We start from the raw sequence: 24,666 nt of genomic DNA, 5'->3' as shown, positions 1-24,666 counted from the left end.
GCCTTTTTGATTTCAGCAGTCGAAGATTAGATGTCGACGCTTTGCACCGCCTTCTGTTCCGCATGCAGGTCCGCCAACGTTGTTTCACCAGCAACAGCAGTTGTCCCGACCGAAACCGCTGGCAGGATACCTGCTGGCAAATACACGTCCAAACGGCTGCCAAAACGGATAAGGCCAAAGACCTCGCCCGCCTTTAGGGCGTCGCCAGTTTTGACAAAGCACACGATACGACGCGCCACTAAACCAGCAATCTGGACGACCCCAATGCGGTGGCCGTCAGGGGACTCGATGGCCAACCCGTTGCGCTCGTTGTGCTCGCTCGCCTTATCCAAAGAGGCGTTCACGAACTTGCCTTCGTGGTAAACAATCTGGGTGATCGTCCCATCCATCGGGGAGCGGTTCACGTGGCAGTTGAACACGTTCATGAACACCGACACGCGATAGACCGGAGCATCGCCAAGACCAAGTTCGGGCGGCGGGGCCACTTCGGAAATCAAAGACACGACGCCATCCGCCGGCGACAGGATCAAGCCCGCGCGTTGCGGCACTGTACGCACCGGATTGCGGAAGAAATAGTAGCACCACACCGTGGCACCGAGCCCCAGCCAGAAAAGGGGCTGCCAAATCAGCCCAAGCAGCACAGCGATGCCAGCGAAAATCGCGACAAACTTGCGGCCTTCTGGATGCATTGGCACCGCCACAATCTTAAGCATGTTCATAGGTATGTCCTGTCCATAACAAAGCTGGCACGCTCAGTGACAGCAAAGCTGTTGCAGGGCAAGTGCGCCTAGCCTTCAGCCAATCGGGTTTCGCGCTCTCGCATGTAGGAAACCGGCAGCGAGCCGAGATACATCAGGTTCGCAAAGATAAAGGTGTGCCACGGATATACCATCAAGCAGATCACCACGATTGCCGACCCGATAGCGATCATAGGTAGGTGATTCCGGTTCACCGACGCGTGCTTGATCGAGAATGTCGGGATCATGCTAACGGCCAGCAGGGCGATTGCGATCTCGTAGACGGCGATAATATGCGAATGATTGCCCAGATTGCTCCACCCTACGAGGCTTAAGAACACGGGCATCAATGCCAGTGAAGCCAGAGCCGGCGCAGGGACGCCTGTGAAGTAATCGCGTTGCCCTGCTTTCGGTGGCACGGAGAGGCCCACATTGAACCGTGCAAGGCGCAAAGCGCAGCAAATCGCCAGAACAAGACAGCTCAGCCAGCCCAGATTTTGATACTCCGACGCGTGGTAAAAAGCGTTGTATATCAATAAACCCGGCGCAATACCAAAGTTGAAAAAGTCCGCGAGCGTGTCCAGCTCCGCGCCGAAGGGGCTGGCAGTGTCCAGATATCTTGCGATTTTGCCATCGGCCGCATCCAGAAACACGGCAAGCATGATCAGATACAACGCTGCCGGAATATTGCCTTCGATGCTCATTCGCAGCGAGGTTAAGCCCGCGCAAATTGCAAACACCGTGACGAGGCTCGGCACGATATGGCGCAACTTGATGCGACGCTCTGGTGCCAATGGTGCAACCGGAGTGTTTTTTTGCTCGCTTTTGTCTGTCTTGAAGTCAGCCAAATTCTTAACCCTTACGGCTCAATGCCCAATTCCGTGCCTTGTCACACCCAGAGCGACAAGCCGCCTCCACCCTGCGATATGCAAATCACGGCCAAGGACCTTAGGTCTTTAGCACTTCGAGCAAACCCCGCCCAGTCCGGATTGAAGTAATCGACATGACACGCAATGGTAGCGTTCTAGGCTTCAACGGCGACCAATAAAAGGAACTGGCCGATCGGGACAGATAATTCGACATGTATTGCCAATTATCTAATGCCGAACGGATCGTGTTTGAAACTAGCCTACTCGATGCGTTCCTGATGCGCGACTTCAAAGCCCCAATCGTCTTTTTTGCCGAACTTCTGCAAGCGCCAGTCGCAGGCCCGCGCATGGGCGTCCATGCCTTCGGTGCGCGACAGGCGAGAGGCAACCGAAGACATCATCGGGTCCGCGTCTGTCTGGATTTCCTGCCAAGTCAGGATTTTCAGGAACTTCATCACGTTCAAGCCCCCCGTATACCGCGCAGCCTGACGGGTCGGCAAAATGTGGTTGGTGCCAGAGCATTTGTCGCCATGGGTCACCGTGGACCCCTCGCCCAGAAACAACGACCCGTAGTTGCGTAAACGGGTTTTCCACCACTCAAGGTCTTCGGCCTGAACCTGCAAATGTTCGCACGCGTATCTATCCGACACCTCGGCCATTTGCTCGCGATCGTCGCAAATTACGATTTCGCCGTGGTTGGCCCAAGCCTCCGCCGCGACCTCGCCAGTAGGCCAGTCCTTCGCGATGATCGGAAGAATACGGTTAACCGTTTCGGCCAGCTCGGACGACGTTGTGAACAACCAAACGGGCGAGGTCGTGCCGTGCTCTGCCTGTGACAACAAATCAATTGCTACCGTCATCGGGTCAGCCGTCGTATCGGCAATAACGGCGCTTTCGGTGGGGCCTGCGAACAGGTCGATGCCAACGCCACCGAACAGCTGCAACTTAGCCTCGGCCACAAACGCGTTGCCGGGGCCGACCAAAATATCGGCTGGTTTCGCACCAAACAGTCCCATCGCCATAGACGCAACGGCCTGCACGCCTCCCATCTCCAGAATGACGTCAGCGCCAGCAAGGTCCATTGCATAGGCCACGGCAGGGTCAATCGCATCGCCACGCGGCGGTGACGCCGCAACGACGAACGGAACGCCAGCCGCACGGGCCGTCGCAACGCTCATCAACGCGGAGGCCACGTGGGCATAGCGACCGCCCGGCACGTAACAGCCTGCGCAATCCACAGGCACGCAGCGCTGGCCAAGAGTCACCCCCGGCTCGGTTTCGATTTGAAAATCCGTGAGGCTTTCGCGCTGTGCTTTGGCAAAGCGCTTGATCTGGGTATGGGCGAACTGGATGTCCTCTTTTGCCTGATCGGAAACTTGGGCAATCAGCTTCGCCTTCTTCTCGTCCGACAACGCAAAGTCCTGCGTCCAGCCATCCAGATCCTTGGCGTAACCGCGCACGGCCTCTTCACCGTTCTCACGGATGTTCGCGAGCATGCCTTCAACAATCGCGCGGGTCTTGCGATCCGAGTCCAGCTTGTCGACTTGCGGGGTCTTGAGATGCTTCATCAGAACGTCCTCACTGTTACAGCCTTGTGTAAAAGGCATGTTGTACGCGGGCGGATGGCGCAAATCATATTCGGGGTCTTGGCGGCACTTTCAGGAAACCCGAAGGTATGATTTCTGCTAGTCGTTGTCTTGCAGCCCTGCCCCTGCACCAGACTGCCGAGATGCCTCGGAGGAAGGCACGAAGGTCTTCGCCGCCAGTTCCTGCAACCGCGCCAACGGCAACAGGGGAACCGGCTGAGGAGGGCCGAGAGGCTTTAGCCCATGCCTCGCCGACGAGACCATAATCGTCCGCGCATCCGGGCGATCAATAGCCAGCAAAATCCCGTACACCTGTTCTGTTCTTACCAAGACCGGCCATAGCAGTTGCGGCCAGTCCAGATCGTGCAGCACCACGCGTTTAGCCCCGCAAATAAAAGCATCGGCCAATGCCGGCCCCGCCATCGCGATACGCGCGTCGTCGATCACCATATGCTCCGCCGTACCTTCACACCGCACTGGGGCATGCGGACCTTCCAGCGCCGCCGCAGCCATCGCAAAAAGTTTCGGGTCACTCATCAACAGCGCTGCCATGCCGGAGACGTCCTGAGAATGGCCCAACGGGAGCTTTGCCCCCAAACCCGCTTTCAGCAGCAACGCCTGCACTTCCGCGACAGAACGTCGTTCTGCCGGATAGTCCGGACCGTCATCCAGGAAAGCGTCAATCCAACTCATTGCTTGAAAACCGGCATCCACCAATCATCCGCGTCGTCCAGTTCGTCATGCAACGGCGCGCCCTGTGCCAATGTAATACGGGTCCACCTGTCCGATTTGGGATCAAATTTCGCCGCCCCAAAGAACGCCAGCTTACAGCGCAGCATATCAATCGGTTTGCAGCGGTCGCAGATCAGGTTCTCGCGTATTTCGGCATAGGGGTATGTCGCCAACCGCTGGACCCGACACGCTGCGTTCCGATGTTGCGGAAACGCCCGCAGGAATGCGGCCAGATCACCAGTGGCCCCAATCAGATCACGCGCTAGACCCTGCATCTGGCGGGCAATATCCAGCGGGCTTTCGAGCTCGCCGCCGGGTTCCTCGTATCTGGACCCCAAGCGCGGCTCTTGCTTCTCCTCGCTGACATACCAAAACTGGGCATCCTCTTGAGGGTCGCCGAAGTCGTATTCCAAAGCCCAAGCGCAGTCGCGCTGGAGTGCCATCCGCAAGTCAGCAACGTCGGTGCGCGGATCAAGCGGTGCGCTGGCCGCGGTGCCCATACATTCCGTCAAACCATCAAGCAGATCGCCGAACGGCTCGATCACGAGGGACACAACCAGTTCCTGACACTCCAGCGTAAACACTTGGGACACACGAACCAGCTGATCCAGCGGTTTTGGTTGGCCCAACAACTCAGGCAACTGCGGCACCAAGTCCGCCCAATCCTGTCGAAGCTGCTCGATGCGCGCTTGCTGCGCGCTGTCGAGCACATCCCATTGGCTCAGGTGCTGTGTCGCGCGGGCGGCAAGCTGTTGAAGCCTCTCGCGTTGCGGCTGTGTTAGCATTGGCACGGCACGCACCCGCGCCAAAGCGGTCTCGCGCACCATCATCCAGTTGTTCAGCAATTCCGGATGGGACACCAGGAAGGGTGCCATTCCAAGGCCGGTAGAGTTTCCAATCCCCAAGTGCCGTTTCAACCCGCGGTCAAGTTCAGCGCCGCCGACATGTTCCACAAGATCATGCGTGAAGCCGCGGATCAGCCAAACCGTGAGCATTTCCGCGGCGAACGGACCCTCCAATCCCGGCCGGTCGGCAATTACATCCCGATCCGCTATGCCAAACTTGCCATTTCCATACACGGCTGTCGTGCGCATCAGGTACCCGATGTCGCCGATCATCTTCGCGTCAGGCTGACGGCCTTCGCGCAGGGCCTTGGTCACCTCGGCAAACAACCGCACCGACTTGTTTGCACGGCTCAGGACCAAGTCCCGTTCGGTGAACCGTCCGGCTTCCTGTTTTGGAGCGTTCTCCCTCAAGCGCTCGATTTCAGCGGCATCCGGCACACCATCATACAAAACGAATGCCGCATCCCAAGCCTGCGCGATAACGCGGTCCGTCCGTTGATCGGCGTCCAACTCGTTGGAAAACGCGATTAGGGAATAAACGTGTCCGCCCAGTTCAAGCGAATAGACGGCATGACCGAACCCGTCCTTGTTGATCTGCCAAACGGGGCGCGTCACCACGGCCTGGTCGGCACTCAGCCGTCTGGTCAGCGAACGTAAAAAGCTCAATCGCGTGGGGAACATCGAGCCCATGCGTTCCAGCCGCATCACCTCGTCAGGGCTGCGGAGCGGCTCTTGTGGTGGCAGGGCTATTGTCATTCCGCACCTCCGAAGGATTGATCATAAAACCGCAACCAGTTCTCCCCCATAATCGCGTCAACTTCGGTCTGGGAAAACCCCGTTGCGAGCAGTCCGGCACTGAGGTTTGGCATATCACGATTGTCGACAAACCAATCCGGTTGAGGGGGGAAGCCCGCCTGATCGGCGGACCCCTCGCCGTAATCCATTTGCTTGGACCACCGACCGTTGCGCATCCAAGTTACAATGCTGTCGGGTTGATCTTGGCACAGATCCGACCCGATCCCCAGATTTTCCACGCCGTAGCGCGTGGCGGCTTCGGCGATCATCTCGCAAAAGCTGTCGAGGGTGCAGTCTGTTCCATCTTTCAAGTGATGCGGATACATCGAAAACCCAAGCATCCCGCCGGACCCTGTCAGCGCTTTCAGCACCTCGTCCGACTTGTTGCGCAACGCATTATGCCACCATTTCGGATTGGCATGGGTGATCGCGATTGGCCGGCTGGAATGCTCTATCGCTTCAAGCGTCGAGCGGTCGCCGGAATGGCTCATATCAATTACCAAGCCCACGCGGTTCATCTCGTCTACCGCTTGCCGCCCGAAGCGGGTCAGTCCGGTGTCGTCGTCCTCATAACACCCCGTCGCGAGCAGCGACTGGTTGTTGTAGGTCAGTTGCATGAACCGGATGCCAAGCTGGTGCCAAACCTCGATCAGCCCGATATCATCTTCAATCGGGGACGGGTTTTGAAACCCGAAAAACACCGCCGTGCGACCCGTCTCGATGGCCTTGCGCACGCAATCCCCCGACGTACCGCGCACGATCAGATCAGGATATTGCTCGAACCAACGGTTCCATCGCGAGACGTTCAAAACGGCCTCGCGGAAGCTCTCGTGATAGGCGATGGTGACATGGATAGCGTCGACGCCACCGATCCGAAGCTGGCGAAACGCGGTCTCGGACCAGTTCACATATTGCAGGTTGTCAATAACAGCTGGTTTCATACCTTCACCCTGCCAGAAAGCTAATCAAACGCAAGAAAAAGGGCGCCGAAGCGCCCCTGTTCAGAAGTCGACTGCCGTGTATTTAACGTCTTGATAGTCGGCGAGCCCTTGGCTGCCACCCTCTTTCCCAAGGCCGCTTTCTTTCACCCCGCCGAACGGCGCTTCAACCGTGGTAATCAGGCCGGAGTTGATGCCGATCATGCCATATTGCAGCTTCTCGTTCAGCTTGAAAATCCGCCCGACGTCACGCGTATATGCGTAAGAGGCCAATCCGAAATCGGTATCATTGGCCCACGCAATCGCGTCATCTTCGTCCGTAAAGCGGAACACAGGCGCGAGTGGCCCGAAGATTTCTTCTTTGGCGAATTTCATGTCCTGCGTGGCGTCGGTCACAATTGTCGGCTCGAAGAAGCTATGCCCGTTTCCATGACGCGCGCCGCCGGTAACAATCTTGCCACCTTTGGCTGCCGCATCCGCGATGAATTCCTCGACCTTTTCGACCGCATCCATGTCGATCAATGGCCCTTGCTCAACGCCATCTTCCCGACCATCGCCGACTTTCATTTTTTCGACGGCTGTTTTCAGCTTTGAGACGAACTCGTCATAGACCCCCGACTGCACATAGATGCGGTTCGCGCAGACACAGGTTTGGCCAGAGTTGCGGAACTTGGACACCATCGCACCCGTCACCGCCGCATCCACATCCGCGTCGTCAAAGACCAGGAACGGCGCGTTGCCACCCAGCTCCATCGAAACTTTCTTCACCGTATCCGCCGATTGGCGGATCAGTTCTTTGCCAACCTCGGTCGAGCCTGTGAACGTCACCTTCCGCACACGCGGGTCGTCCATAATCGCGCCGCCAATCTTGCGCGCGGACCCCGTCACGATATTGACGGAACCCTTGGGATAACCGGCCTCTTCGGCCAACGCGCCCCAAGCCAACCCGCTATATGGTGTCGCGGTTGCAGGTTTTGCCACCACAGTACATCCTACTGCCAGTGCCGGTGCGATCTTGCGCGCCAGCATTGAGGACGGGAAATTCCACGGCGTAATCATACCGACGACACCAATCGGGTGGTTGGTCACCAAAAAGCGCCGTCCATTCGTCGGCGCTGGAACAATCTCGCCCTTGGCGCGCCGGACCTCCTCCGCAAACCAACGCACATATTGCGCCCCGATGCCGATCTCACCCATGGCCTCGGCCAGTGGTTTACCCATCTCGACGGTCAGCAACTCGGCCAGCGTTTTCTGGTTGTCCATCAAGGCGTCGTGCAGCTTCCACAGCATTCCGACGCGCTCCATCAGGGCCATGCCAGCCAGTCCGTCAAACGCAGCCGCGGCGGCGTCGATGGCGCGGCGCGTTTCCACGTCCCCGCACGCAGGCACGGTGCCGATAACTTCACCCGTTGCGGGGTTGGTCACGTCGATGGTGTCACCGCTGTCCGCACCGATCCATTCACCACCGATGAAGTTGGCCTCTTTCATGTATTTCTTATAGCTCATAGCGGATCACCCCTTGGTAAATGCGAATTGCGCGTGTTGTTTGTAGGTTTCCCCCGGACGCAACACTGCGTTGGGAAACCCTTCGTGATTGATTGCGTCGGGCCAAATCTGCGGCTCCAGCGCTACGCCGGAATTGGCACCGTATACGCGCTCCCCAAGCCCCGTCGGTCTCACCGACAACTTGAAGCCATCATACACGTGCAGCCCCGGCTCCGTCGAGCGCATCTCCATCGACACGCCCGACGCAAGCGACCTGAGCGACCCGATACGGCGAATTGCTTGCCGTTCATCAGACAGGCACAGGTTGTGGTCGATAAACACCTTGTCATGGATCGGTCGTTCAGTGCGAAAATCGTATCGCGTTCCCGACACATCGCGACTTTCACCGGTCGGGATAAAGCCGTCATCCACGACTGTCATGCGGTCGGCGTCGACTTGCAGGACATGGTCGCGCGTATCCTGCCCGCCATCCAAGTTCCAATAGCTGTGATGCGCGAAATTGCACAAGGTCGGGGCATCTGTTTCAGCTTCGATTCTCATATCGAAAACTCCTCCCGCCAAACAGGCGTAGGTGCACCGCGCCACCATGTTTCCCGGATAGCCCATTTCGCCATCTGCCAAATCAATCCGCAGGGTTACACGGTCCGCTTCGACATGCTCTACCGTCCAATTGCGCTTGCCAACGCCCGCCGACCCGCCATGCAGGTGGTGTTGGGCCTTAAAGTTTCGGTCCACCTGAAAAGGCGTTCCGTCAATCTCGAATGCCCCGTTTCCGATGCGATTGGCGCATCGACCTACGATCGCCCCGAAATAGGGGCTATCAGTCAGATATGGTGCAAAGGTCTCGAACCCCAGCACAAGCGGCGCTTCGTGCCCGTCTAACCTCAAGTTTTGCAACACCGCCCCAAAGGACAGCACATCGGCCACAAGCCCGCCGCCCGAAATCCGGTGCTTTAGAACCGCGCTGCCATCTGGCATTTCTCCAAAAATCAAAGCGTGACTCCGACAATCATTGTGGCTTCAGGGGCTGCGAAGACTGCCCCAGCACACACAACCTGACCAATCGCCATCCTGCAAGAACAGTTCTGATCTGGATTGATCAAATTCTGGCTAAGTATAACCACGCAGTTTGGTGTCGCTCGGGGCTTGGTCACAGGCAAGAGTGTGCTAGTAACCGCCACATGACGAGCCAACTCACATATCCCGACTGGATTGCAGTCGATTGGGGCACGTCCAACCTGCGGGTTTGGGCTATGACTTCGGATGGCGAAGTTTTGGCCCGGAACGGGTCTGAACATGGCATGTCGGACCTCGCGCCTGACGAGTTTGAGGTCACGCTGCTGTCTCATATCGCGCCATGGTTGGGGCGTGATACCACACCGGTGATTGCGTGCGGCATGGTGGGGTCACGACAAGGCTGGGCAGAAGCACCTTATCGCGCTGTTCCGACGACACCGCTCGGGCAATCGCATGCTGCGCCTTGCAAAGACAGTCGCATCGCCATGCATATTCTTCCCGGTCTCAAGCAAGAACGCTCGGCAGATGTCATGCGAGGTGAGGAAACCCAAATTGCGGGCTATCTGGCTGATGCGCCGGATTTTGACGGCATCCTGTGCCTTCCCGGAACGCACACAAAGTGGGCTCATATTAGCGCGGGCGAAGTGGTCTCCTTCCAGACCTTCATGACCGGAGAACTCTTCGATCTTCTGGGAAGGGACTCCGTGTTGCGCCATTCTATCGGTGAAGGCAGCGCACTTGACCAAGAGGCATTCGCAGGCGCTATCGCAGATACAATCAGCCGGCCGGAAGCCGTTGCAACCCAGTTGTTCAAAATTCGCGCCGTCGATCTTTTGCACGGGGCGGACCCTGCGGTTTCACGCGCACGCCTGTCTGGCGTTTTGATGGGGTTGGAGCTGGCGGCGGCGCGGCCCTACTGGCTGGGTCAGCCTGTGGCATTGATCGGGACGCCAGCGTTGAACACGCTCTACAAAAAGGCGCTCATGGCGCAAGGCGTCGAACCATCGGTACATGATGCGGACGCAACGACCCTCCGAGGGCTCACAGCGGCCTACAATGAGCTCACGTGCTAGGCGCGAGCAAGTAAGCAACCACGGCCACCAAGGTCGCAAAATATGATGCGGTATGAGTATGAGTGCAAAAGTCCACGATGAGCGCGCCTGCATATTGGGCGAGGGAGCTTTCTGGCATCCCGAACTGAACAAGCTTTTCTGGTGCGATATTATGGGGCGTCGGCTGCTGTGTGATGACGGCACCGAATGGATGTTCGACGAACATATCTCCGCCATCGGATGGATCAGCGAAACACTGCTCTTCATCGCCAGCGAAACCGCCTTGTTCAGTTTCGATCTTGGAACACATGTCAAAACGAAGCTTTGCGATCTGGAAGCCGACAATCCAGCCACCCGTTCGAATGACGGGCGTGCGGACCTACAAGGAGGCTTCTGGATCGGCACCATGGGCAAGCAGGCCGAACTGGAATCCGGCGCAATCTACCGCTTTTACAAAGGCGAGTTGCGCCGCCTGTTCGCGCCGATCACCATTTCCAACGCCATCTGCTTTTCGCCCGATGGCACCGTCGCGTATTTCACCGACACCTACTATTCCCGCGTTATGAGCGTCCCTTTGGACGCAAAAGGGTGGCCGCGCGCGGCGCCTCAGTTGTTCCTTGACCTAAGTAAGGACGGGTTGAACCCCGACGGGGCCGTCACCACTGCGGATGGCGACGTTCTTATCGCCTTGTGGGGGGCGGCCCGTGTCGCGCGGTACAATAAGTTCGGCGACTTCCAAGACAGCTATGACATGCCCACAGACCACATAACCTGTCCCGCCTTGGGTGGTCCGGATATGGCCACGTTGTTTGCGACGTCTGCACAACAGGGCCTATCTGCGGCAAAACGGCAGGCCCAGCCGGATGCGGGCAAGACGTTTGCAGTCAAAACAGATCTAAGCGGGCTTCCCGCGCCACGGATCATCCTTTAGCCGCAACAAAAAACCCGCGAAAGCATCCATGCATCCGCGGGCTTATTTGGTGGCGTTACCTGGACTTGAACCAGGGACCTAACGATTATGAGTCGTTCGCTCTAACCAACTGAGCTATAACGCCGCTGGGCGGGGGATATGAAAACGCGGCGACGGGGTCAAGCGGGAATCGATGGTTTGGGGCTTGCCAACACCGCCAGCGCAGAGGAACTTCTCACCGAAGACGGAGGAACCCATGACACTGCTGACCCAATTGCGCGAAATCGTAGGTGACAACCACGTTTTGACCGATATCGAAACCGCCAAGTATGACCACGACTGGACAGGCAAATATCAGGCCACGCCGATTGCCGTGGTGCGCCCTGCCTCCACCCAAGAAGTCAGCGACATCGTTAAAATCTGCGCCGCCGCAAAAACCGCGATCGTTCCTGTTTCAGGCAATACCTCTCTTGCTGGCGGCACTTACGGCAAAGACGCCGTTATGATCTCTATGGAGCGCATGAACGATATCCGCGATATCCGCCCCGATGCCCGTATCGCGATTGTTGGCGCGGGCGCCGTGCTTTCCTCGATTCACGATGCTGCCGACGCGCATGATCTCGTGTTTCCGCTGACTTTCGGTGCAAAAGGCTCCGCGATGATCGGCGGGGCGCTTAGCACCAATGCCGGCGGGTCCAACGTGGTGCGCTACGGCTCGACGCGCGGCTTGTGCCTTGGCTTGGAGGTCGTGTTGCCCGACGGCCAGATTATGAACCTTATGAGCGAGCTGCACAAAGACAACTCCGGCTATGATCTGAAAAACCTGATGATCGGCGCGGAAGGTACGCTTGGGCTCATCACCTCTGCCGTTTTGAAACTGTTCCCGAAACCACGTGCATACGCCACCGCAATGGTCGCGGTTCCCGCCTTTTCAGACGCGCTCAGACTGCTCAACGATCTACAAGCCGCCACCGGTGGCCTTGTCGAAGCGTTCGAGTACATGGATGCGTTGTATGTCGCTGACCACCTGACCATGTTCCCGAAAGCCCGCGCGCCGTTTGAGGACAAGCACGACATCAACATCATGGTCGAGGTCGGCGCAACCGCTCCAAACCTGACCGACCTGCAACCCGACGGCACGATCCCGCTAGTCACATTGTTAGAAGACACCTTGGGGCAAATGATGGAAGACGGTCGTATCGTCGATGCTGTCGTCGCCCAAAACGACGCCCAACGTCGCGAGATGTGGGAACGCCGCGAAGCGGCGGGCGAGGTCATGTTGCTGCGCAAAACGATGATCAACAACGACATCTGCGTGCCGGTAGACAAGGTCGACGACTTCTTTGAACGCATCGACGCGCGGCTCGCAGAACTGGACCCGAAGGCATTGCATTCTTCCGTTAGCCACCTCGGTGACGGCAATATTCACTTCCTGCTGTTCCCGACAAAGGACGACGCCCAGCACATAGACGTGCTGACTGAAGCCGTTGAAGATGTTGTTTTGTCTTTGGGCGGCAGCTTCTCGGCGGAGCACGGGATCGGGTTAACCAAAAAGCCGTCCATGGCACGGCGCAAAGACAAGGTGGCGTTGGCAATCATGCGGTCAGTGAAGGCCGCAATCGACCCCGACAACATCATGAACCCCGGAAAGGTTCTGCCTCAGACCAACTGAGCGACCAGCGCCTCAAGCTCGCCCAAATCCTTCATCACCCGAAATCTCGGGTGATCCACCGGTGCCTCCGCCCTCTCCACTTCCCACTCGAACTTCGCTGGAACGTGTATGCCCCAACCACCTGCTTCAATGGCGGGCACCACGTCGGACTTCATCGAGTTGCCCACCATAATAGCACGGTCGGGCCCATGCCCGTGACGCATAAACGCGCGAATATAGGTCTCCGGCGTTTTGTCGGCGACAATCTCTACTGCATCGAACATCTCGCCCAGCCCTGACTGGGCAAGTTTGCGTTCCTGATCCAACAAGTCACCCTTGGTGATCAGAACCAGCCGGAAGTCTTGCCCAAGCGCTTCCACCACCTCACGCGCATGAGGCAGCAGGTGAACGGGGTGGCTTAGCATCTCCTGTCCGGCTTCAATAATCGTCTGGATCACGGACACCGGAACCTTTTGATCCGTGACCTCAATTGCGGTTTCGATCATCGAAAGCATGAACCCCTTGATGCCAAAGCCGTATTGCCCAAGGTTCTTCCGCTCGGACCGCAACAGCCGTTCAGCCAGATGATCCGGGTCGGCATAGTCGCGCAGCAGGTCGTAAAACACGTCTTGAGTCAGCCGGAAGAATTCCTCGTTCTGCCAAAGCGTGTCGTCCGCATCAAAACCGATCGTCGTAATCTTTTGACTCATTTGGCGTTTTGCCCCCTTTTCTGGACTTATATGCCTCTTATATAGTAGGCCTCGCCAACCGAAAGATTGTCGCCGCAAGGGAAAGCCAAAAGTGACCCCGTTTGAGATCACCATGTCTGACAAGGATGACAACCCGGAAGGGGACACCTCTGTTGTCACCAAGACAAAGCCAAAAACCAAGCGGCCACCTATGTATAAGGTGATGCTGCTCAATGACGACTATACTCCTATGGAGTTTGTCGTGTTGGTTTTGGAGAAGTTTTTCGGCCTCAACCACGCGCAGTCGGTCGAGATTATGCTGACGGTCCATAAAAAGGGACTGGCGGTTGTTGGCGTATTCGCGTTCGAAATCGCGGAAACCAAAGTGGCGCAGGTCATGGAATCAGCCCGCCGCAACCAGCATCCGCTGCAATGCACCATGGAGAAAGAGTAGGCCCCGCGCCTACCGCCCCCTATGACAGAAACCCGTTTTTCACTGGCGCTGGACCAAGACCTCCTGAGCCTGCCCGAAGGGGATGTCGCCGTGCTGAACGCAGCGGGCGATATGGACTTTGGCTTTGCAGACACCAACCGCCTGCATCTGACCCAAAGCTTCTATCCAGACCACCAGTCGCTGTCGTCGCGCGGGTTCAATGTCAGCGTTGAGGATGCCACACCTGTGGCGGCCAGCTTGGTGATGTGCCACCGCTCCAAACCCGCCACGTTCGATTTGATCGCCCGCGCTTTGAGCCAAACGGCCACAGGCGGCATCGTCGCCATTGAAGGTGCCAAGACCGATGGCGCGGAATCGGTGCTCAAATCTGTGCGCGCGCGGTTTGACGGGGTGGAGACCTATTCCAAGGCCCACGGCAAATTGTTCTGGTTCACGCGCCCCGAGACATTGCCCGACTTGTCTGACTGGATCGCCAAACCCATCACCCTTGACGATGGCTTCACTACCTATCCGGGCGTGTTCTCGTCTGATGGCATCGACAAAGGCTCTGCGCTGCTTGCGCAACACCTACCCGATTTCAAAGGCCCCGTCGCCGACCTTGGCGCTGGCTGGGGCTACCTCGCCCGCAAAATTCTGACCTCCGAAGGTGTCACATCTGTTGATTTGGTCGAGGCAGATCACCCCGCGCTGGAAGCCGCCAAGCTTAACATCACCGACCCGCGCGCAGCGTTCCATTGGGGCGATGTGACCTACCATGTGGGCAGCAACTATGCCGCCGTGGTGTCGAACCCGCCGTTTCACCTTGGCCGCAAACCCGCGCCGGAGCTTGGGCAAATGTTCATCCGCCGCGCCGCGGACATGCTGATGCCCAAGGGACAATTCTGGATGGTTGCCAACCGCAACCTCCCCTACGAGCAGACCCTGAACGAGCGGTTCGGGCAGGTCGACACCATTGCCCAAACGGCGGGTTTCAAGGTGATCTGCGCCCGCCGTCCGATGAAGGCATCGCAAAGCGCTCGCGCTAAGCGCTGAATCACCCTAGTTTGACCGAATCCAACCGGAGACATTTCCATGTCATTTTCCATCGCTGGTAAGACTGCCATCATCACTGGTGCCGCAAACGGGGTCGGTCTCGCGATTGCCCGGCACTTCATTGCCGAGGGGGCCAATGTCATGATGGCTGACCGCGATGAAAAGCATCTGCGCGCCGAGATGGGTGATATTGCCGATGACGACGGCAGCGCGCGGATCTTTTCATGTGACCTGCGCGAAAAGCTAAGTCAGGCCAACCTGCTGTCCGCCACCATCGACGCCTTTGATCGCGTCGACATTCTGGTCAATGCGTCGCGTCAGGTGCTGCCCACAGACCCGATGGACGACGAAGACGATTCCGTAGAGCATTTGCTGCAACAAAACCTGATGTCCGGCTTGCGGCTTAGCCAGCTGATCGCCAAGCGCATGATCAAGCAAGCCGAGGGTGCGGATGAAGGGGAGATGGCCGGCTCCATCGTGAATTTGTCGTCCATTGCGGCCCGCAGATCACGGCCCGGACTGATGGGATACTCGATTTCCTGCGCCGCTCTCGACCAGATGACGCGAACCCTTGCGATTGCGCTGGCCCCGAACCGTATTCGGGTCAATGCCGTCGCCTTCGGCTCGGTGATGAGCGCCAGCTTGAAAAGCTCGTTGAAAGAAACCTCCGACCTTCGGGAAGACATCATCGAACACACACCGTTGGGACGCATCGCACCGGCGAATGAAGTCGCTGAGGCTGTGCAGTTTCTCTGCTCCCCCGGCGCAAGCTTCATCACCGGCGAAATCATGACTGTCGACGGTGGCCGCGCGCTTCTGGATCCGGTCGGAACCGCAGCGCACTAACCGGCCACAGCTTCACACTGCGCCCAGAAATCGACGTTCACCCATCCAAGCAGCGGGCTGGGTGACCCAGAGTCAACGCTGCCATAAGACACAAACTGCCAGCCCTCGAACATCGAGTAATGGGCCAGCCCGATAGTGTCGCCAGCGCGGATGCGCCCAATTTGTGCGGTTTGCTCGTTGGCCCCCGCGAACACAGCAATATCCGCGCCGCGATAACCCAAACAGCTGCTCTCCAAACCGTCATTCACGGCGACATCAACCAGCTTGCGGCGTAGATCAATTCGGTCCAGATCAAGATAAGTGTTATTCGTGTCGACATCACAGCCCCAACGCGCCTCTTCCTCGCGGATCGCGGAGACGGTGTTTGTCGCCCCCGGCGACAATGTGGGAGCGGTCGAGGTCGTGCAATCGCCATTGTAGAATGCCGATTGCCCAAGTGGCGAGGCAAAGCAATACCCCGCTTGATCAAACAGATGATTGCGTGACCACCAGAGGTCCGCACATGGGTCATCCGCCAACGCAGGTAAAGGGATTAGGGCGATCAGGAGCAGGGTGAGATATTTCATAGGCCCAAACAGACCACTCCCCCCGCTCCCGTCAAGTGTTTCGCCGTACTACAATGTGATGCGGAACCGCGCGAACCCGTCAGGACCGTCACCTGCTGGCTCTATCTTCACGCTGGTTACGTCACCTATGTATTTTGAAGCCGCGGGCCCTGTGTCGAACAGCACCGACGTGCCTTCCAGCGGCGCGAAGGTCCAGTTTGCATCAGCACGCGGGCTGACGGTGCCTTTGTCAACGATGTAGCGCACGATCACGTCACGGTTGGTGTCCGGCCCCTCAAACACGATGGTATCTCCGGTGCCGGGGAAGCTGCCCCCGCCGGACGCACGGTAGTTGTTCGTGGCGATGATGAACTCCTGCGCGGGGTCAATCGGCGCGCCCTCGAAAGTCAGGTTCACAATGCGGTTGGCGTCCGGGTTCTGCGGCTCCCCCTTGGAGGTAAACTTGGACGGCTGGGAAAGGTCGATCTGGTATTCCACCCCGTCGATTACGTCGAAATTGTAGCTTGGGAATTCGGGGTTCAGCAGCACCTGATCCGGCTGCCCCGGCTCCACCTGATTGAACATGCCCGCAGAGCGCTCCAACCAGTCCTTCACCTGCGCGCCTGTCACACGCACAGCGCGCACTGTGTTGGGGTACAGGTACAAATCCGCCACGTTCTTGATAGCAACGTCACCCACTGGCACGTCAGTGAAATACTCCGGCCCGCCACGGCCACCAGCCTTGAAAGGCGCTGCCGCTGACAGGATCGGCAGCCCTTCATGCTCGGTGCCTTTCAGCTGATCCGCGATATACCAAACCTGCGCATTGGACACGATCTGCACTGACGGATCATCCGCCACCAGCGCAAAGTAGCTGTGCAAGGCCGCGTCAGTCTTGCCCACCGCGCGGCGCACATAGGCGAGCGTTTCTTCGTGCTCTTTTGCGACCGCAGCCAGCACCGCCTCGTCGCTTTCGACCAGCGCGGTGACCGAACGGTCCTCGTTGCGCTGCGAAATCGGTCGTGCCTCCGACATATGCGAGACGATCTTCCACTCGTTACCAGACCGCTCCAGCATCAGGTCGATCACCCCAAGATGCGACCCCCAGAAGCCGCCCATCGCGGCGGGTTTGCCGTGTAGCGTGCCTTTCTCGGCATCGACGCCTGCAAACTCCTCATATTTCGGGCCAGGGAAGACCAGGTGGCTATGCCCCGTCATGATCGCGTCGATTCCGTCGACCATCGCCAGCGGCACGGAGGCGTTCTCCATCCCGTCCGTGTGATCCGCCGACCCAATACCAGAGTGGCTCAACGCTATGATAATATCCGCCCCCTGCTCTTTCATCATCGGCACATAGGCCTTGGCAGTGTCCACAATATCGCGCGTCTGCACGTTGCCTTCCAGATGCTTGCGGTCCCAGTTCATCACCTGCGGTGGCACAAAGCCGATCAGGCCGACCTTGATTGGATGGCTGTTGCCCTCGCCGTCTTTAACGGTCCGGTCCAAAATGACGAACGGCGGCAGCAGGGTTTTATCCTTGGTCGGCTCCGCGCCCATTTCCTTGACGATGTTGGCTGACACCACGGGGAAGTCCGCCCCTGCCAGTGCTTTCGTTAGGAACTCCAGCCCGTAGTTGAATTCATGGTTGCCCAAGGTCGACGCATCAAAGCCGACGGCATTCATCGCCTGAATAACAGGATGCATGTCGCCTTCCTTCATCCCGCGCTCATAGGCGATGTAGTCGCCCATCGGGTTGCCTTGCAGGAAGTCCCCATTGTCGAGCAGCATGGAATTCGTCGCCTCGGCGCGAATGCCATCAATAATGGTCGCCGTGCGCGCAAGCCCCACCGTGTCTATGGGCTTGTCGGCATAGTAGTCGTAAGGGAAGACATGCACGTGCAGGTCGGTCGTCTCCATAATCCGCAGATGCGCCTGATTGGCAGCCGCGCGGGCCGAGAACGGATGAACTGCGATCAGGGCGGCGGTGCCCATCAAGAAGTGGCGGCGATCAAGCGTAAATTTGGTCATGTCAGTATCCCCTTTGTAAGTCTCCGATTGAGCAACGGATTACCTGAGTCTCACAACAAGTTTCTAACATGGCCGGTGTTTTGCGCCCAAATTGGCCTGTTGCCCGTCGCCGGACATGCCAATGCGGGGCGCAACCCTAGGCGGCAAATTCCGGAAAATGGTTGCAGCCGCTGCTGAGGTGGAGGCATTTGGTGTTCGATCCCCATTGGCGACAACCGTGCGAAAGGAAATATGATGGCAAATCCTCTTTATGACGAACTTTTCGGGATTCACGCCGGGCAGCTCACACCCTTTTTGCACCTCCCTGACGGTACAATTATCACCCACACGGATTTCCTCGCCATCGCAGCACGCATCGCGTCACTCACCGCGCTGATCGGCTTGAAAGCGGGTGACCGGGTCGCCGTGCAAGTCCAGAAATCCCCAGAGGCGCTTGCCCTTTATGCGGCCTGCGTCCAAGCCGGGCTGATCTTCCTGCCTTTGAATACCGCCTACACCGTCGATGAGTTGACCTATTTCATCGAGAACAGCGGCGCGGCGCTAATCGTCTGTGATGGTGCGAACCATGAGAAGCTAGCCACCTTGGCTTCACGCTTGGGCGCGCAGGTTGAAACGCTGAACGGCGACGGGTCCGGTAGCCTGATGGCGAAAGCCGCCTCGATGCCAAAGGATTTTGCAACGGTGGACCGCAAATCTGATGATCTGGCGGCGCTGCTCTACACGTCCGGCACAACTGGCCGCTCCAAAGGGGCGATGCTGACGCAGGACAACCTGTTGTCAAATGCCAGAACTCTGGTTGAGGAATGGCGATTCACCGCCAACGACGTCTTGCTGCACGCCTTGCCGATTTTCCACACGCACGGGCTTTTTGTGGCCACCAATGTGACACTGATCGCAGGTGGCAGCATGATCTTCCTACCGAAGTTCGATACCGACGAGGTGATAGACCTGTTGCCCGAGGCGACCACCCTGATGGGCGTCCCGACCTTCTACACACGGCTGCTGTCCGACGCCCGCTTCACGCGAGACCTAACCCAGCATATGCGCCTGTCTGTGTCCGGCTCCGCCCCTTTGTTGGCGGAAACGCATGTCCAGTTCGAGGACCGGACCGGTCACCGTATTCTCGAACGCTATGGCATGACCGAAACCAACATGAATACGTCCAACCCCTATGACGGCGATCGGCGCGCGGGCACGGTCGGCTTCCCCCTGCCCGGCGTAGAATTGAAAATCACCAACCCTGAAAATGGTGAACCGCTTCCAGAAGGCGAGATTGGCCAGATCGAGGTGCGTGGGGCCAATGTGTTCAAAGGCTACTGGCACATGCCGGAGAAAACTGCCGCCGAGCTTCGCGAAGATGGCTTCTTCATCACCGGCGATCTTGGGAAGGTTGATCCTGACGGGTATGTACACATCGTCGGTCGCAACAAGGATTTGATAATCTCGGGTGGCTACAACATCTACCCGAAGGAAATTGAGCTGGTTCTCGACGAGCAGCCCGGTGTCGCGGAAAGCGCGGTGATCGGAGTGCCACACCCAGATTTTGGCGAAACCGTGTTGGGGGTCATCATCCCCCAGGCAGACCAATCTCCGGATCTGGACGGAATACTGGACGCCTTAAGCCAGTCACTCGCGAAGTTTAAACTCCCCCGCAAGCTGGTGGTAATGCAGGATTTACCGCGCAACACCATGGGCAAGGTGCAAAAGAACATTCTGCGCGATCAGTTCGACACCCTGTTTACCGGCACATAAGCCACCACGAAAAACGCCGCCACCCATGGGGCAGCGGCGCAATCGTCAGCATCGCTGAAGAAGATCAGTCGTCGTCTTCATCCGCGCTTGGTGCGTCTGGCAGATTGAACAGGCTGTCGGCATCCACCAACAGGTTGTCATCCTCTTCCTCATCCGCATCGTCATTGCCAGACAAGGTAAATGTCTCAAGACCCGAAATCGCTGTAGGCAGCTCCGGCTCGGGCGCTTGCCCCAACGATTGCTCGGTGGACACCAGCTTGCGGCGCTCCTCGTCGGACAGGGCGGTGCCCTCTTTCAGGCGCTTGGCGTTGGCCTTTTGCACAGCGGCATCCAGCTCGGACTGTTTGCACAAGCCCAAGGCGACCGGATCAATCGGCTGGATGTTCGAGATGTTCCAGTGCGTCCGCTCGCGGATCGCGTTGATCGTTGGCTTGGTGGTCCCGACCAGTTTGGACACTTGACCGTCCGATAATTCGGGGTGGAACTTCACCAACCACAAGATCGACGCAGGGCGGTCCTGACGCTTTGACAGTGGCGTATAGCGCGGGCCGCGGCGGACTTCTTCGCCCTCGGCAGCAGCGTTGTATTTCAGCTGGAGGCGGTACTTTTTGTCTTCCTCGGCCTTGTCGATTTCTTCTTGCGTCAGCTGGTTGTTCGCAATCGGGTCAAAACCCTTCACACCTTGCGCCACATCGCCGTCAGCAATGCCTTGAACTTCCAGCTCGTGCAGGCCGCAGAACTCGGCGATTTGAATGAAGGTCAATGTGGTGTTGTCCACGAGCCAGACGGCGGTGGCTTTCGCCATAATGGGTAGTGCCATTTTGCTTTCTCCTAATTGCCGCATCTGCGGACACATCTTCCCCGTCACCCGGCTTAGGGGCTGTCCCGTTTGGAACAAGTTCGTGATGTTGGGGAACTTGGAGGCTATATAGGGGCGGATTGATCGTAGGGAAAGAGAAAATGCGCATCTTGTTACTCGGTCTGCTGATCTGGGGCGCACCTCTATGGGCCGAAGAAGAGCGCGCCGGTAAGTTTGACTACTATGTCCTTTCGCTCAGCTGGTCGCCCACATGGTGCGCCTTGGAAGGCGACGCACGTGGGGCAGATCAATGCGATGATCGGCACGACTTCGGCTGGACCCTGCACGGGCTTTGGCCCCAGAACGAACGCGGCTGGCCATCCTATTGCCGCACCGTGGAACGTGATCCTTCCCGCGGGCAGACCAAAGCCATGGCTGACATCATGGGGTCGGGAGGGCTTGCGTGGCATCAATGGAAAAAGCACGGGCGGTGCTCTGGGTTGTCATCTGACGCGTATTTCGAGATTTCGCGCCGCGCCTATGCGTCGCTTACCCGCCCTGCGGTGTTTCGAAATCTAGAAAAACCCGTCAAATTGCCGGCAAAGGTCGTTGAGGAAGCATTTCTAGAATCAAACCCGCGATTGTCTCCGGATATGATCACAATAACCTGCAAGAATCGCCGCATTCAGGAGGTGCGCCTCTGCCTGAACAAGGATCTGGAACCTAGAATCTGCGGAGAAGATGTAGTTGGAGACTGCTCTATAAAAGACGCGCTATTCGATCCAATCCGTTGAAAGTAAATGGTATTTACTGCTTCACGCTTAACTGGATGACGCAAAAAACGGACTGTTTCTAAAATCCCCCTTATTAATTTTGCTCTAGGTATGGTATTCCATACCTGTGCGTTACTTCCTGGGGGAAGGAATCATTGTTTTTTTTTAAACATCGGATTTGGTTGAAACTTGCGCTCGAGTATAGTGCGTCACCTCAATCCGGAACTTGGCATCTACTGTCAGGGATGGTCACGAGTTTTGTAGCTCTTTGGGCAACCAAAGATTTAGGCGGTTCAAGCCGGGTCGCCCCCGACCCGGCTTAATTCCTCAAACCTTCAGCACGATTTTTCCGATATGCGCAGAGCTTTCCATGTGCGCATGCGCCCTTGCTGCGTCATCCAAAGCAAACTCACTATCCATAACCGGCGCAATGCGGCCCGCTTCGATCAGCGGCCAAACCTTGTGCTTCAACTCCTCAGCTATCCGCGCCTTCGCAAGGTCGCTTTGCGGGCGCAAGGTCGAGCCAGTGATGGTCAGGCGTCGCATCATCACCTGCGCAAAGTTCAGTTCGATCTTCGGGCCCTGCAAAAACGCAATCTGCACCAATCGTCCGTCATCCGCCAACGCGCGAATGTTTCGCGGCAGGTAGTCTCCGCCGACCATATCAAGGATCAGGTTTGCACCACCTTCGGCTTTCAACACCTCGACAAAATCGACGTTGCGATAGTTCATCGCCTGTTCTGCGCCCAGCTTCGAACAGGCGTTGCATTTCTCATCTGATCCGGCGGTCGTAAAAACGCGCGCGCCCATGGCGTTCGCCAATTGAATAGCCGTGGTCCCAATGCCGGACGATCCGCCATGCACCAGGAACCGCTCCCCCGCTTTTAGGCCACCCCGCATGATGACGTTGGAGTAGACCGTAAAGAACGTCTCTGGCAGCGCTGCCGCTTGGGCCATGCTCAGCCCAGACGGAACCGGCAGGCAATGCGCGGCGGGCGTCCGAACATATTCCGCGTAGCCACCGCCCGGCAGCAACGCGCAAACCTCATCCCCGACACTCAATCCCGTGACCCCGTCCCCAAGCGCTGCGATAATCCCCGCACCCTCAAGTCCGGGAAGGGGCGAGGCCCCTTTCGGCGGATCATACATGCCAGCGCGCTGTAGGGCGTCGGGCCGATTTACGCCTGCATAGGCCAGTTTGATCAGCACCTCGCCATAACGTGGGCTGGGAAGCGGCATCATCGCCGATTGCAGGACTTCTGGCGCACCGGGCTTGGTGATCTCCACAACCCGCATCATTTCTGGAAGCGACATATGCAGTCCTTATTTAGAGTTGGTGTGACCGGGCAGGTCTGAAACAAAGCCGGACCCCGGCGCTTTGAGTTGCGACAACAGCCAGTTCGGTCCTGCCATCAGCTTGGAGGCCACAGGGTTCGCGTTCACTTGTGCTTTGACCTTCTCGAATTGCATCACGTTGTCGATGCGCCGGTCAAGAAACTCCCAAGTCGCCGCGTTATCTTCGCTTTCGTCACCCAACCAGAACAAGACCGTCGCACCATACACCGCCGAGAGTATCGTGCGTTTCGTGTACCAGTTGTGGTCCTTGGATTGGTCACCCAAGGCCGTCCAAATAGCGTCAGCGGTGCCCCATATCAGCTTGGCCCCCTCGGCCGCGTTCGTTGGCAACGCAAACAGCGCAGAGCCGCGGCGGACCGCTTCCTTATCGACGGCTGCCGCTTCCAAACGATAGCGCACACCAGCCGCGATTCGGTCGCGGAACCGCATCGACATCAGGTTTTCCGATTTCAGTCGCGCCACCATCTGCGCGTCGCCCCGTTTGTGGAACGCAATTGCCAGATCCAGAGCCCCGCGCGGGTAAATTGACTTCGCCAACCCCGGATCAATGTCACAGTCTTCAATTGCTGCGTCGAATGTCTCTTTCGACCAGCCGTCAAAAGCGACGTGCGGCAGGCTTGCGTCAAGGATTTTGGTCTTCAGGTCTTCCATAGCGGGCTCCTTTCGGGTGCATACTTCCTTGGTAGACAAGTTAGAGCGGCTTTGCTATATCGCCACTTCCTGCAATCTTGCAAAATCTAACCTAGGAAGGTGGTGACACCACATGCAGGTAAGCGTTCGCGACAACAACGTCGATCAGGCTCTCCGCGCTCTGAAGAAGAAACTTCAGCGCGAAGGCGTTTTTCGGGAAATGAAGCTCAAGCAACATTTCGAAAAGCCGTCTGAGAAGAAAGCACGCGAGAAAGCCGAAGCAATTCGCCGTTCCCGCAAGCTGGCTCGTAAGAAGCTCCAGCGCGAAAACGGCGGGTAAACCCCGACTTTTCAGCACAAGAATAACGACCCCCGCAGCGCAAGCCGCGGGGGTTTGTTTTTGGGGAACAGCGCAACTACGCCTCGGCGTGAAGACATGCCTCTTCGCGTATAATCTTGGCGACGACATCGGGACGCTCCACTGGCACCGCGTGACCGCAGTTTGGAATTACAGTGACCCTTGCCCCGGGTGCATTTTCCGCAACGAACGCCCGGAACGCATCGACCGGAGTTGTGTAATCATCCTCGCCAATGACGAAATGGATGCGTGCCTGCGCCTGCTTCAGCTTGGGATTTGAAAGAAAGTCCTGTGATTGCGCCTTGAGCGAACGGATCCTGCCGATGTTGTGCCTGTTGGCAAGAAGCTGCGCCAACTGCGTGCAGGCTTCGGCACGAATTTCGGCTTCGTCGGTAATATGTCCTTTACCCTGATACAAATCGTCCACCCAAGGCTCGATCTGTGCGCGTCTCAGCGGTACTGAGCCTCTGGAATAGTCGAATGGCGGCGCGGTCAGGACGTAGGCGCGGGCTTTTGTCGGCAACTGCAGCGCCAGCTGGCATCCGATTGAATTCCCGACAATAACCGCCGAGGAGCTGTTCGCGTCGCCTGCAACCTTCCGGGCTAAGCTGAGCAAATCATGGGAAAGGTAATCCAGCGTGGGTGCACATAGGGCAACACCGGACGGCCGAAGCTGTCGCATCACCTGCTGGAAATGAAGCGGACTCCCGATGAGACCATGCAAAAAGTGAAACAACTCAGATACTCACAACTCTACCAATGCCCC

At 57.7% G+C, this 24,666-nt stretch carries 24 protein-coding genes and 1 tRNA gene; 9 read left to right on the top strand and 16 right to left on the bottom strand.

Translation table 11 applies throughout. The features are described 5' to 3' along the window. Positions 1 to 26 precede the first annotated feature (26 nt). The 8 genes from BUB72_RS14415 to BUB72_RS14380 all read right to left on the bottom strand — a co-directional run bounded on the left by BUB72_RS14415 (position 27) and on the right by BUB72_RS14380 (position 8,986). On the bottom strand, positions 27 to 719 hold the full coding sequence (locus tag BUB72_RS14415) for a phosphatidylserine decarboxylase (protein ID WP_139250693.1): 693 nt from the start codon (positions 717 to 719) through the stop codon (positions 27 to 29). A 68-nt stretch (positions 720 to 787) separates the two neighbouring features. Then, complete coding sequence (locus tag BUB72_RS14410; RefSeq protein ID WP_073145118.1) at positions 788 to 1,585, bottom strand: CDP-alcohol phosphatidyltransferase family protein; 798 nt, start codon at positions 1,583 to 1,585, stop codon at positions 788 to 790. Positions 1,586 to 1,866: 281 nt separating this feature from the next. Further along, a complete protein-coding gene (gene hisD / locus BUB72_RS14405; protein ID WP_073145116.1) occupies positions 1,867 to 3,174 on the bottom strand; it encodes a histidinol dehydrogenase in 1,308 nt (435 codons plus the stop codon). A gap of 117 nt (positions 3,175 to 3,291) precedes the next feature. Further along, positions 3,292 to 3,885, bottom strand: coding sequence for a hypothetical protein (locus BUB72_RS14400; protein ID WP_073145114.1), 594 nt, complete (start codon positions 3,883 to 3,885; stop codon positions 3,292 to 3,294). Beyond that, positions 3,882 to 5,525 (bottom strand): hypothetical protein, encoded by a 1,644-nt coding sequence (locus BUB72_RS14395; RefSeq protein ID WP_073145112.1) that lies wholly within the window; start codon positions 5,523 to 5,525, stop codon positions 3,882 to 3,884. The genes BUB72_RS14400 and BUB72_RS14395 overlap by 4 nt, the downstream gene beginning before the upstream one ends. After that, a complete protein-coding gene (locus BUB72_RS14390; RefSeq protein ID WP_073145109.1) occupies positions 5,522 to 6,505 on the bottom strand; it encodes a membrane dipeptidase in 984 nt (327 codons plus the stop codon). The genes BUB72_RS14395 and BUB72_RS14390 overlap by 4 nt, the downstream gene beginning before the upstream one ends. A 60-nt stretch (positions 6,506 to 6,565) precedes the next feature. Then, positions 6,566 to 8,008 carry an NAD-dependent succinate-semialdehyde dehydrogenase gene (locus BUB72_RS14385; RefSeq protein ID WP_073145107.1) on the bottom strand — a complete coding sequence of 481 codons (1,443 nt, stop codon included), beginning with the start codon at positions 8,006 to 8,008 and terminating at the stop codon, positions 6,566 to 6,568. Between the two features lie 6 nt (positions 8,009 to 8,014). Then, complete coding sequence (locus tag BUB72_RS14380) at positions 8,015 to 8,986, bottom strand: aldose epimerase family protein (RefSeq protein ID WP_073145105.1); 972 nt, start codon at positions 8,984 to 8,986, stop codon at positions 8,015 to 8,017. Positions 8,987 to 9,189: 203 nt separating this feature from the next. On the opposite strand from BUB72_RS14380, the gene BUB72_RS14375 reads away from it, so the two are divergent. Both BUB72_RS14375 and BUB72_RS14370 read left to right on the top strand, forming a co-directional pair. Next, positions 9,190 to 10,098, top strand: coding sequence for a 2-dehydro-3-deoxygalactonokinase (locus BUB72_RS14375; RefSeq protein WP_073145103.1), 909 nt, complete (start codon positions 9,190 to 9,192; stop codon positions 10,096 to 10,098). A 58-nt stretch (positions 10,099 to 10,156) separates the two neighbouring features. Beyond that, on the top strand, positions 10,157 to 11,008 hold the full coding sequence (locus BUB72_RS14370) for an SMP-30/gluconolactonase/LRE family protein (protein WP_073145100.1): 852 nt from the start codon (positions 10,157 to 10,159) through the stop codon (positions 11,006 to 11,008). 47 nt (positions 11,009 to 11,055) lie between these two features. On the opposite strand, the gene BUB72_RS14365 is transcribed toward BUB72_RS14370, so the two are convergent. Further along, positions 11,056 to 11,132, bottom strand: a tRNA-Met gene (locus BUB72_RS14365). A gap of 111 nt (positions 11,133 to 11,243) precedes the next feature. Between BUB72_RS14365 and BUB72_RS14360 the strand changes: the two genes are divergently transcribed. Next, positions 11,244 to 12,659, top strand: coding sequence for an FAD-binding oxidoreductase (locus tag BUB72_RS14360; RefSeq protein ID WP_073145097.1), 1,416 nt, complete (start codon positions 11,244 to 11,246; stop codon positions 12,657 to 12,659). Here BUB72_RS14360 and BUB72_RS14355 read toward each other — a convergent pair. Continuing rightward, positions 12,647 to 13,348: an HAD family hydrolase gene (locus BUB72_RS14355; RefSeq protein ID WP_073145095.1), complete on the bottom strand. Its 702-nt coding sequence runs from the start codon at positions 13,346 to 13,348 to the stop codon at positions 12,647 to 12,649. The genes BUB72_RS14360 and BUB72_RS14355 overlap by 13 nt on opposite strands. A 112-nt stretch (positions 13,349 to 13,460) precedes the next feature. Between BUB72_RS14355 and clpS the strand changes: the two genes are divergently transcribed. The 3 genes from clpS to BUB72_RS14340 are packed head-to-tail and all read left to right on the top strand — an operon-like array spanning position 13,461 to position 15,659. Beyond that, the gene (clpS, locus tag BUB72_RS14350) at positions 13,461 to 13,781 is read left to right on the top strand and encodes an ATP-dependent Clp protease adapter ClpS (protein WP_073145093.1); all 321 of its coding nucleotides are present in this window, start codon (positions 13,461 to 13,463) and stop codon (positions 13,779 to 13,781) included. A gap of 21 nt (positions 13,782 to 13,802) precedes the next feature. Continuing rightward, positions 13,803 to 14,813 carry a class I SAM-dependent methyltransferase gene (locus BUB72_RS14345; protein ID WP_073145091.1) on the top strand — a complete coding sequence of 337 codons (1,011 nt, stop codon included), beginning with the start codon at positions 13,803 to 13,805 and terminating at the stop codon, positions 14,811 to 14,813. Positions 14,814 to 14,852: 39 nt separating this feature from the next. Further along, positions 14,853 to 15,659 carry an SDR family NAD(P)-dependent oxidoreductase gene (locus tag BUB72_RS14340; RefSeq protein ID WP_073145088.1) on the top strand — a complete coding sequence of 269 codons (807 nt, stop codon included), beginning with the start codon at positions 14,853 to 14,855 and terminating at the stop codon, positions 15,657 to 15,659. Here the strand turns inward: BUB72_RS14340 and BUB72_RS14335 are convergent. Further along, the gene (locus tag BUB72_RS14335) at positions 15,656 to 16,225 is read right to left on the bottom strand and encodes a DUF4453 domain-containing protein (protein ID WP_073145086.1); all 570 of its coding nucleotides are present in this window, start codon (positions 16,223 to 16,225) and stop codon (positions 15,656 to 15,658) included. The two genes, BUB72_RS14340 and BUB72_RS14335, sit on opposite strands and share 4 nt — an antisense overlap. 48 nt (positions 16,226 to 16,273) lie before the next feature. Beyond that, a complete protein-coding gene (locus tag BUB72_RS14330; RefSeq protein WP_073145084.1) occupies positions 16,274 to 18,232 on the bottom strand; it encodes a bifunctional 2',3'-cyclic-nucleotide 2'-phosphodiesterase/3'-nucleotidase in 1,959 nt (652 codons plus the stop codon). 234 nt (positions 18,233 to 18,466) lie between these two features. Between BUB72_RS14330 and BUB72_RS14325 the strand changes: the two genes are divergently transcribed. Continuing rightward, on the top strand, positions 18,467 to 19,984 hold the full coding sequence (locus BUB72_RS14325; RefSeq protein WP_073145082.1) for a malonate--CoA ligase: 1,518 nt from the start codon (positions 18,467 to 18,469) through the stop codon (positions 19,982 to 19,984). A 64-nt stretch (positions 19,985 to 20,048) separates the two neighbouring features. On the opposite strand, the gene BUB72_RS14320 is transcribed toward BUB72_RS14325, so the two are convergent. Continuing rightward, on the bottom strand, positions 20,049 to 20,804 hold the full coding sequence (locus tag BUB72_RS14320; RefSeq protein ID WP_073145080.1) for a DUF1013 domain-containing protein: 756 nt from the start codon (positions 20,802 to 20,804) through the stop codon (positions 20,049 to 20,051). Between the two features lie 140 nt (positions 20,805 to 20,944). Here BUB72_RS14320 and BUB72_RS14315 point away from each other — a divergent pair, with 140 nt between their 5' ends. Further along, on the top strand, positions 20,945 to 21,577 hold the full coding sequence (locus tag BUB72_RS14315; RefSeq protein WP_073145078.1) for a ribonuclease T2 family protein: 633 nt from the start codon (positions 20,945 to 20,947) through the stop codon (positions 21,575 to 21,577). Positions 21,578 to 21,883: 306 nt separating this feature from the next. Here BUB72_RS14315 and BUB72_RS14310 read toward each other — a convergent pair whose 3' ends face one another. Both BUB72_RS14310 and BUB72_RS14305 read right to left on the bottom strand, forming a co-directional pair. Beyond that, a complete protein-coding gene (locus BUB72_RS14310; protein ID WP_073145075.1) occupies positions 21,884 to 22,870 on the bottom strand; it encodes an NAD(P)H-quinone oxidoreductase in 987 nt (328 codons plus the stop codon). 9 nt (positions 22,871 to 22,879) lie between these two features. Then, positions 22,880 to 23,563 (bottom strand): COQ9 family protein, encoded by a 684-nt coding sequence (locus BUB72_RS14305; RefSeq protein ID WP_073145073.1) that lies wholly within the window; start codon positions 23,561 to 23,563, stop codon positions 22,880 to 22,882. Positions 23,564 to 23,675: 112 nt separating this feature from the next. On the opposite strand from BUB72_RS14305, the gene rpsU reads away from it, so the two are divergent. Further along, positions 23,676 to 23,882: a 30S ribosomal protein S21 gene (gene rpsU / locus BUB72_RS14300; protein WP_073145071.1), complete on the top strand. Its 207-nt coding sequence runs from the start codon at positions 23,676 to 23,678 to the stop codon at positions 23,880 to 23,882. Positions 23,883 to 23,958: 76 nt separating this feature from the next. On the opposite strand, the gene BUB72_RS14295 is transcribed toward rpsU, so the two are convergent. Then, positions 23,959 to 24,624: an alpha/beta fold hydrolase gene (locus BUB72_RS14295; protein ID WP_175549171.1), complete on the bottom strand. Its 666-nt coding sequence runs from the start codon at positions 24,622 to 24,624 to the stop codon at positions 23,959 to 23,961. Positions 24,625 to 24,666: the final 42 nt, after the last annotated feature.

The sequence above is a fragment of the Litoreibacter ascidiaceicola genome (assembly GCF_900129235.1).
Taxonomy (GTDB): domain Bacteria; phylum Pseudomonadota; class Alphaproteobacteria; order Rhodobacterales; family Rhodobacteraceae; genus Litoreibacter; species Litoreibacter ascidiaceicola.
Note: the sequence above shows the minus strand (reverse complement) of the source record. Positions and strands in the feature narration are given on the sequence as shown.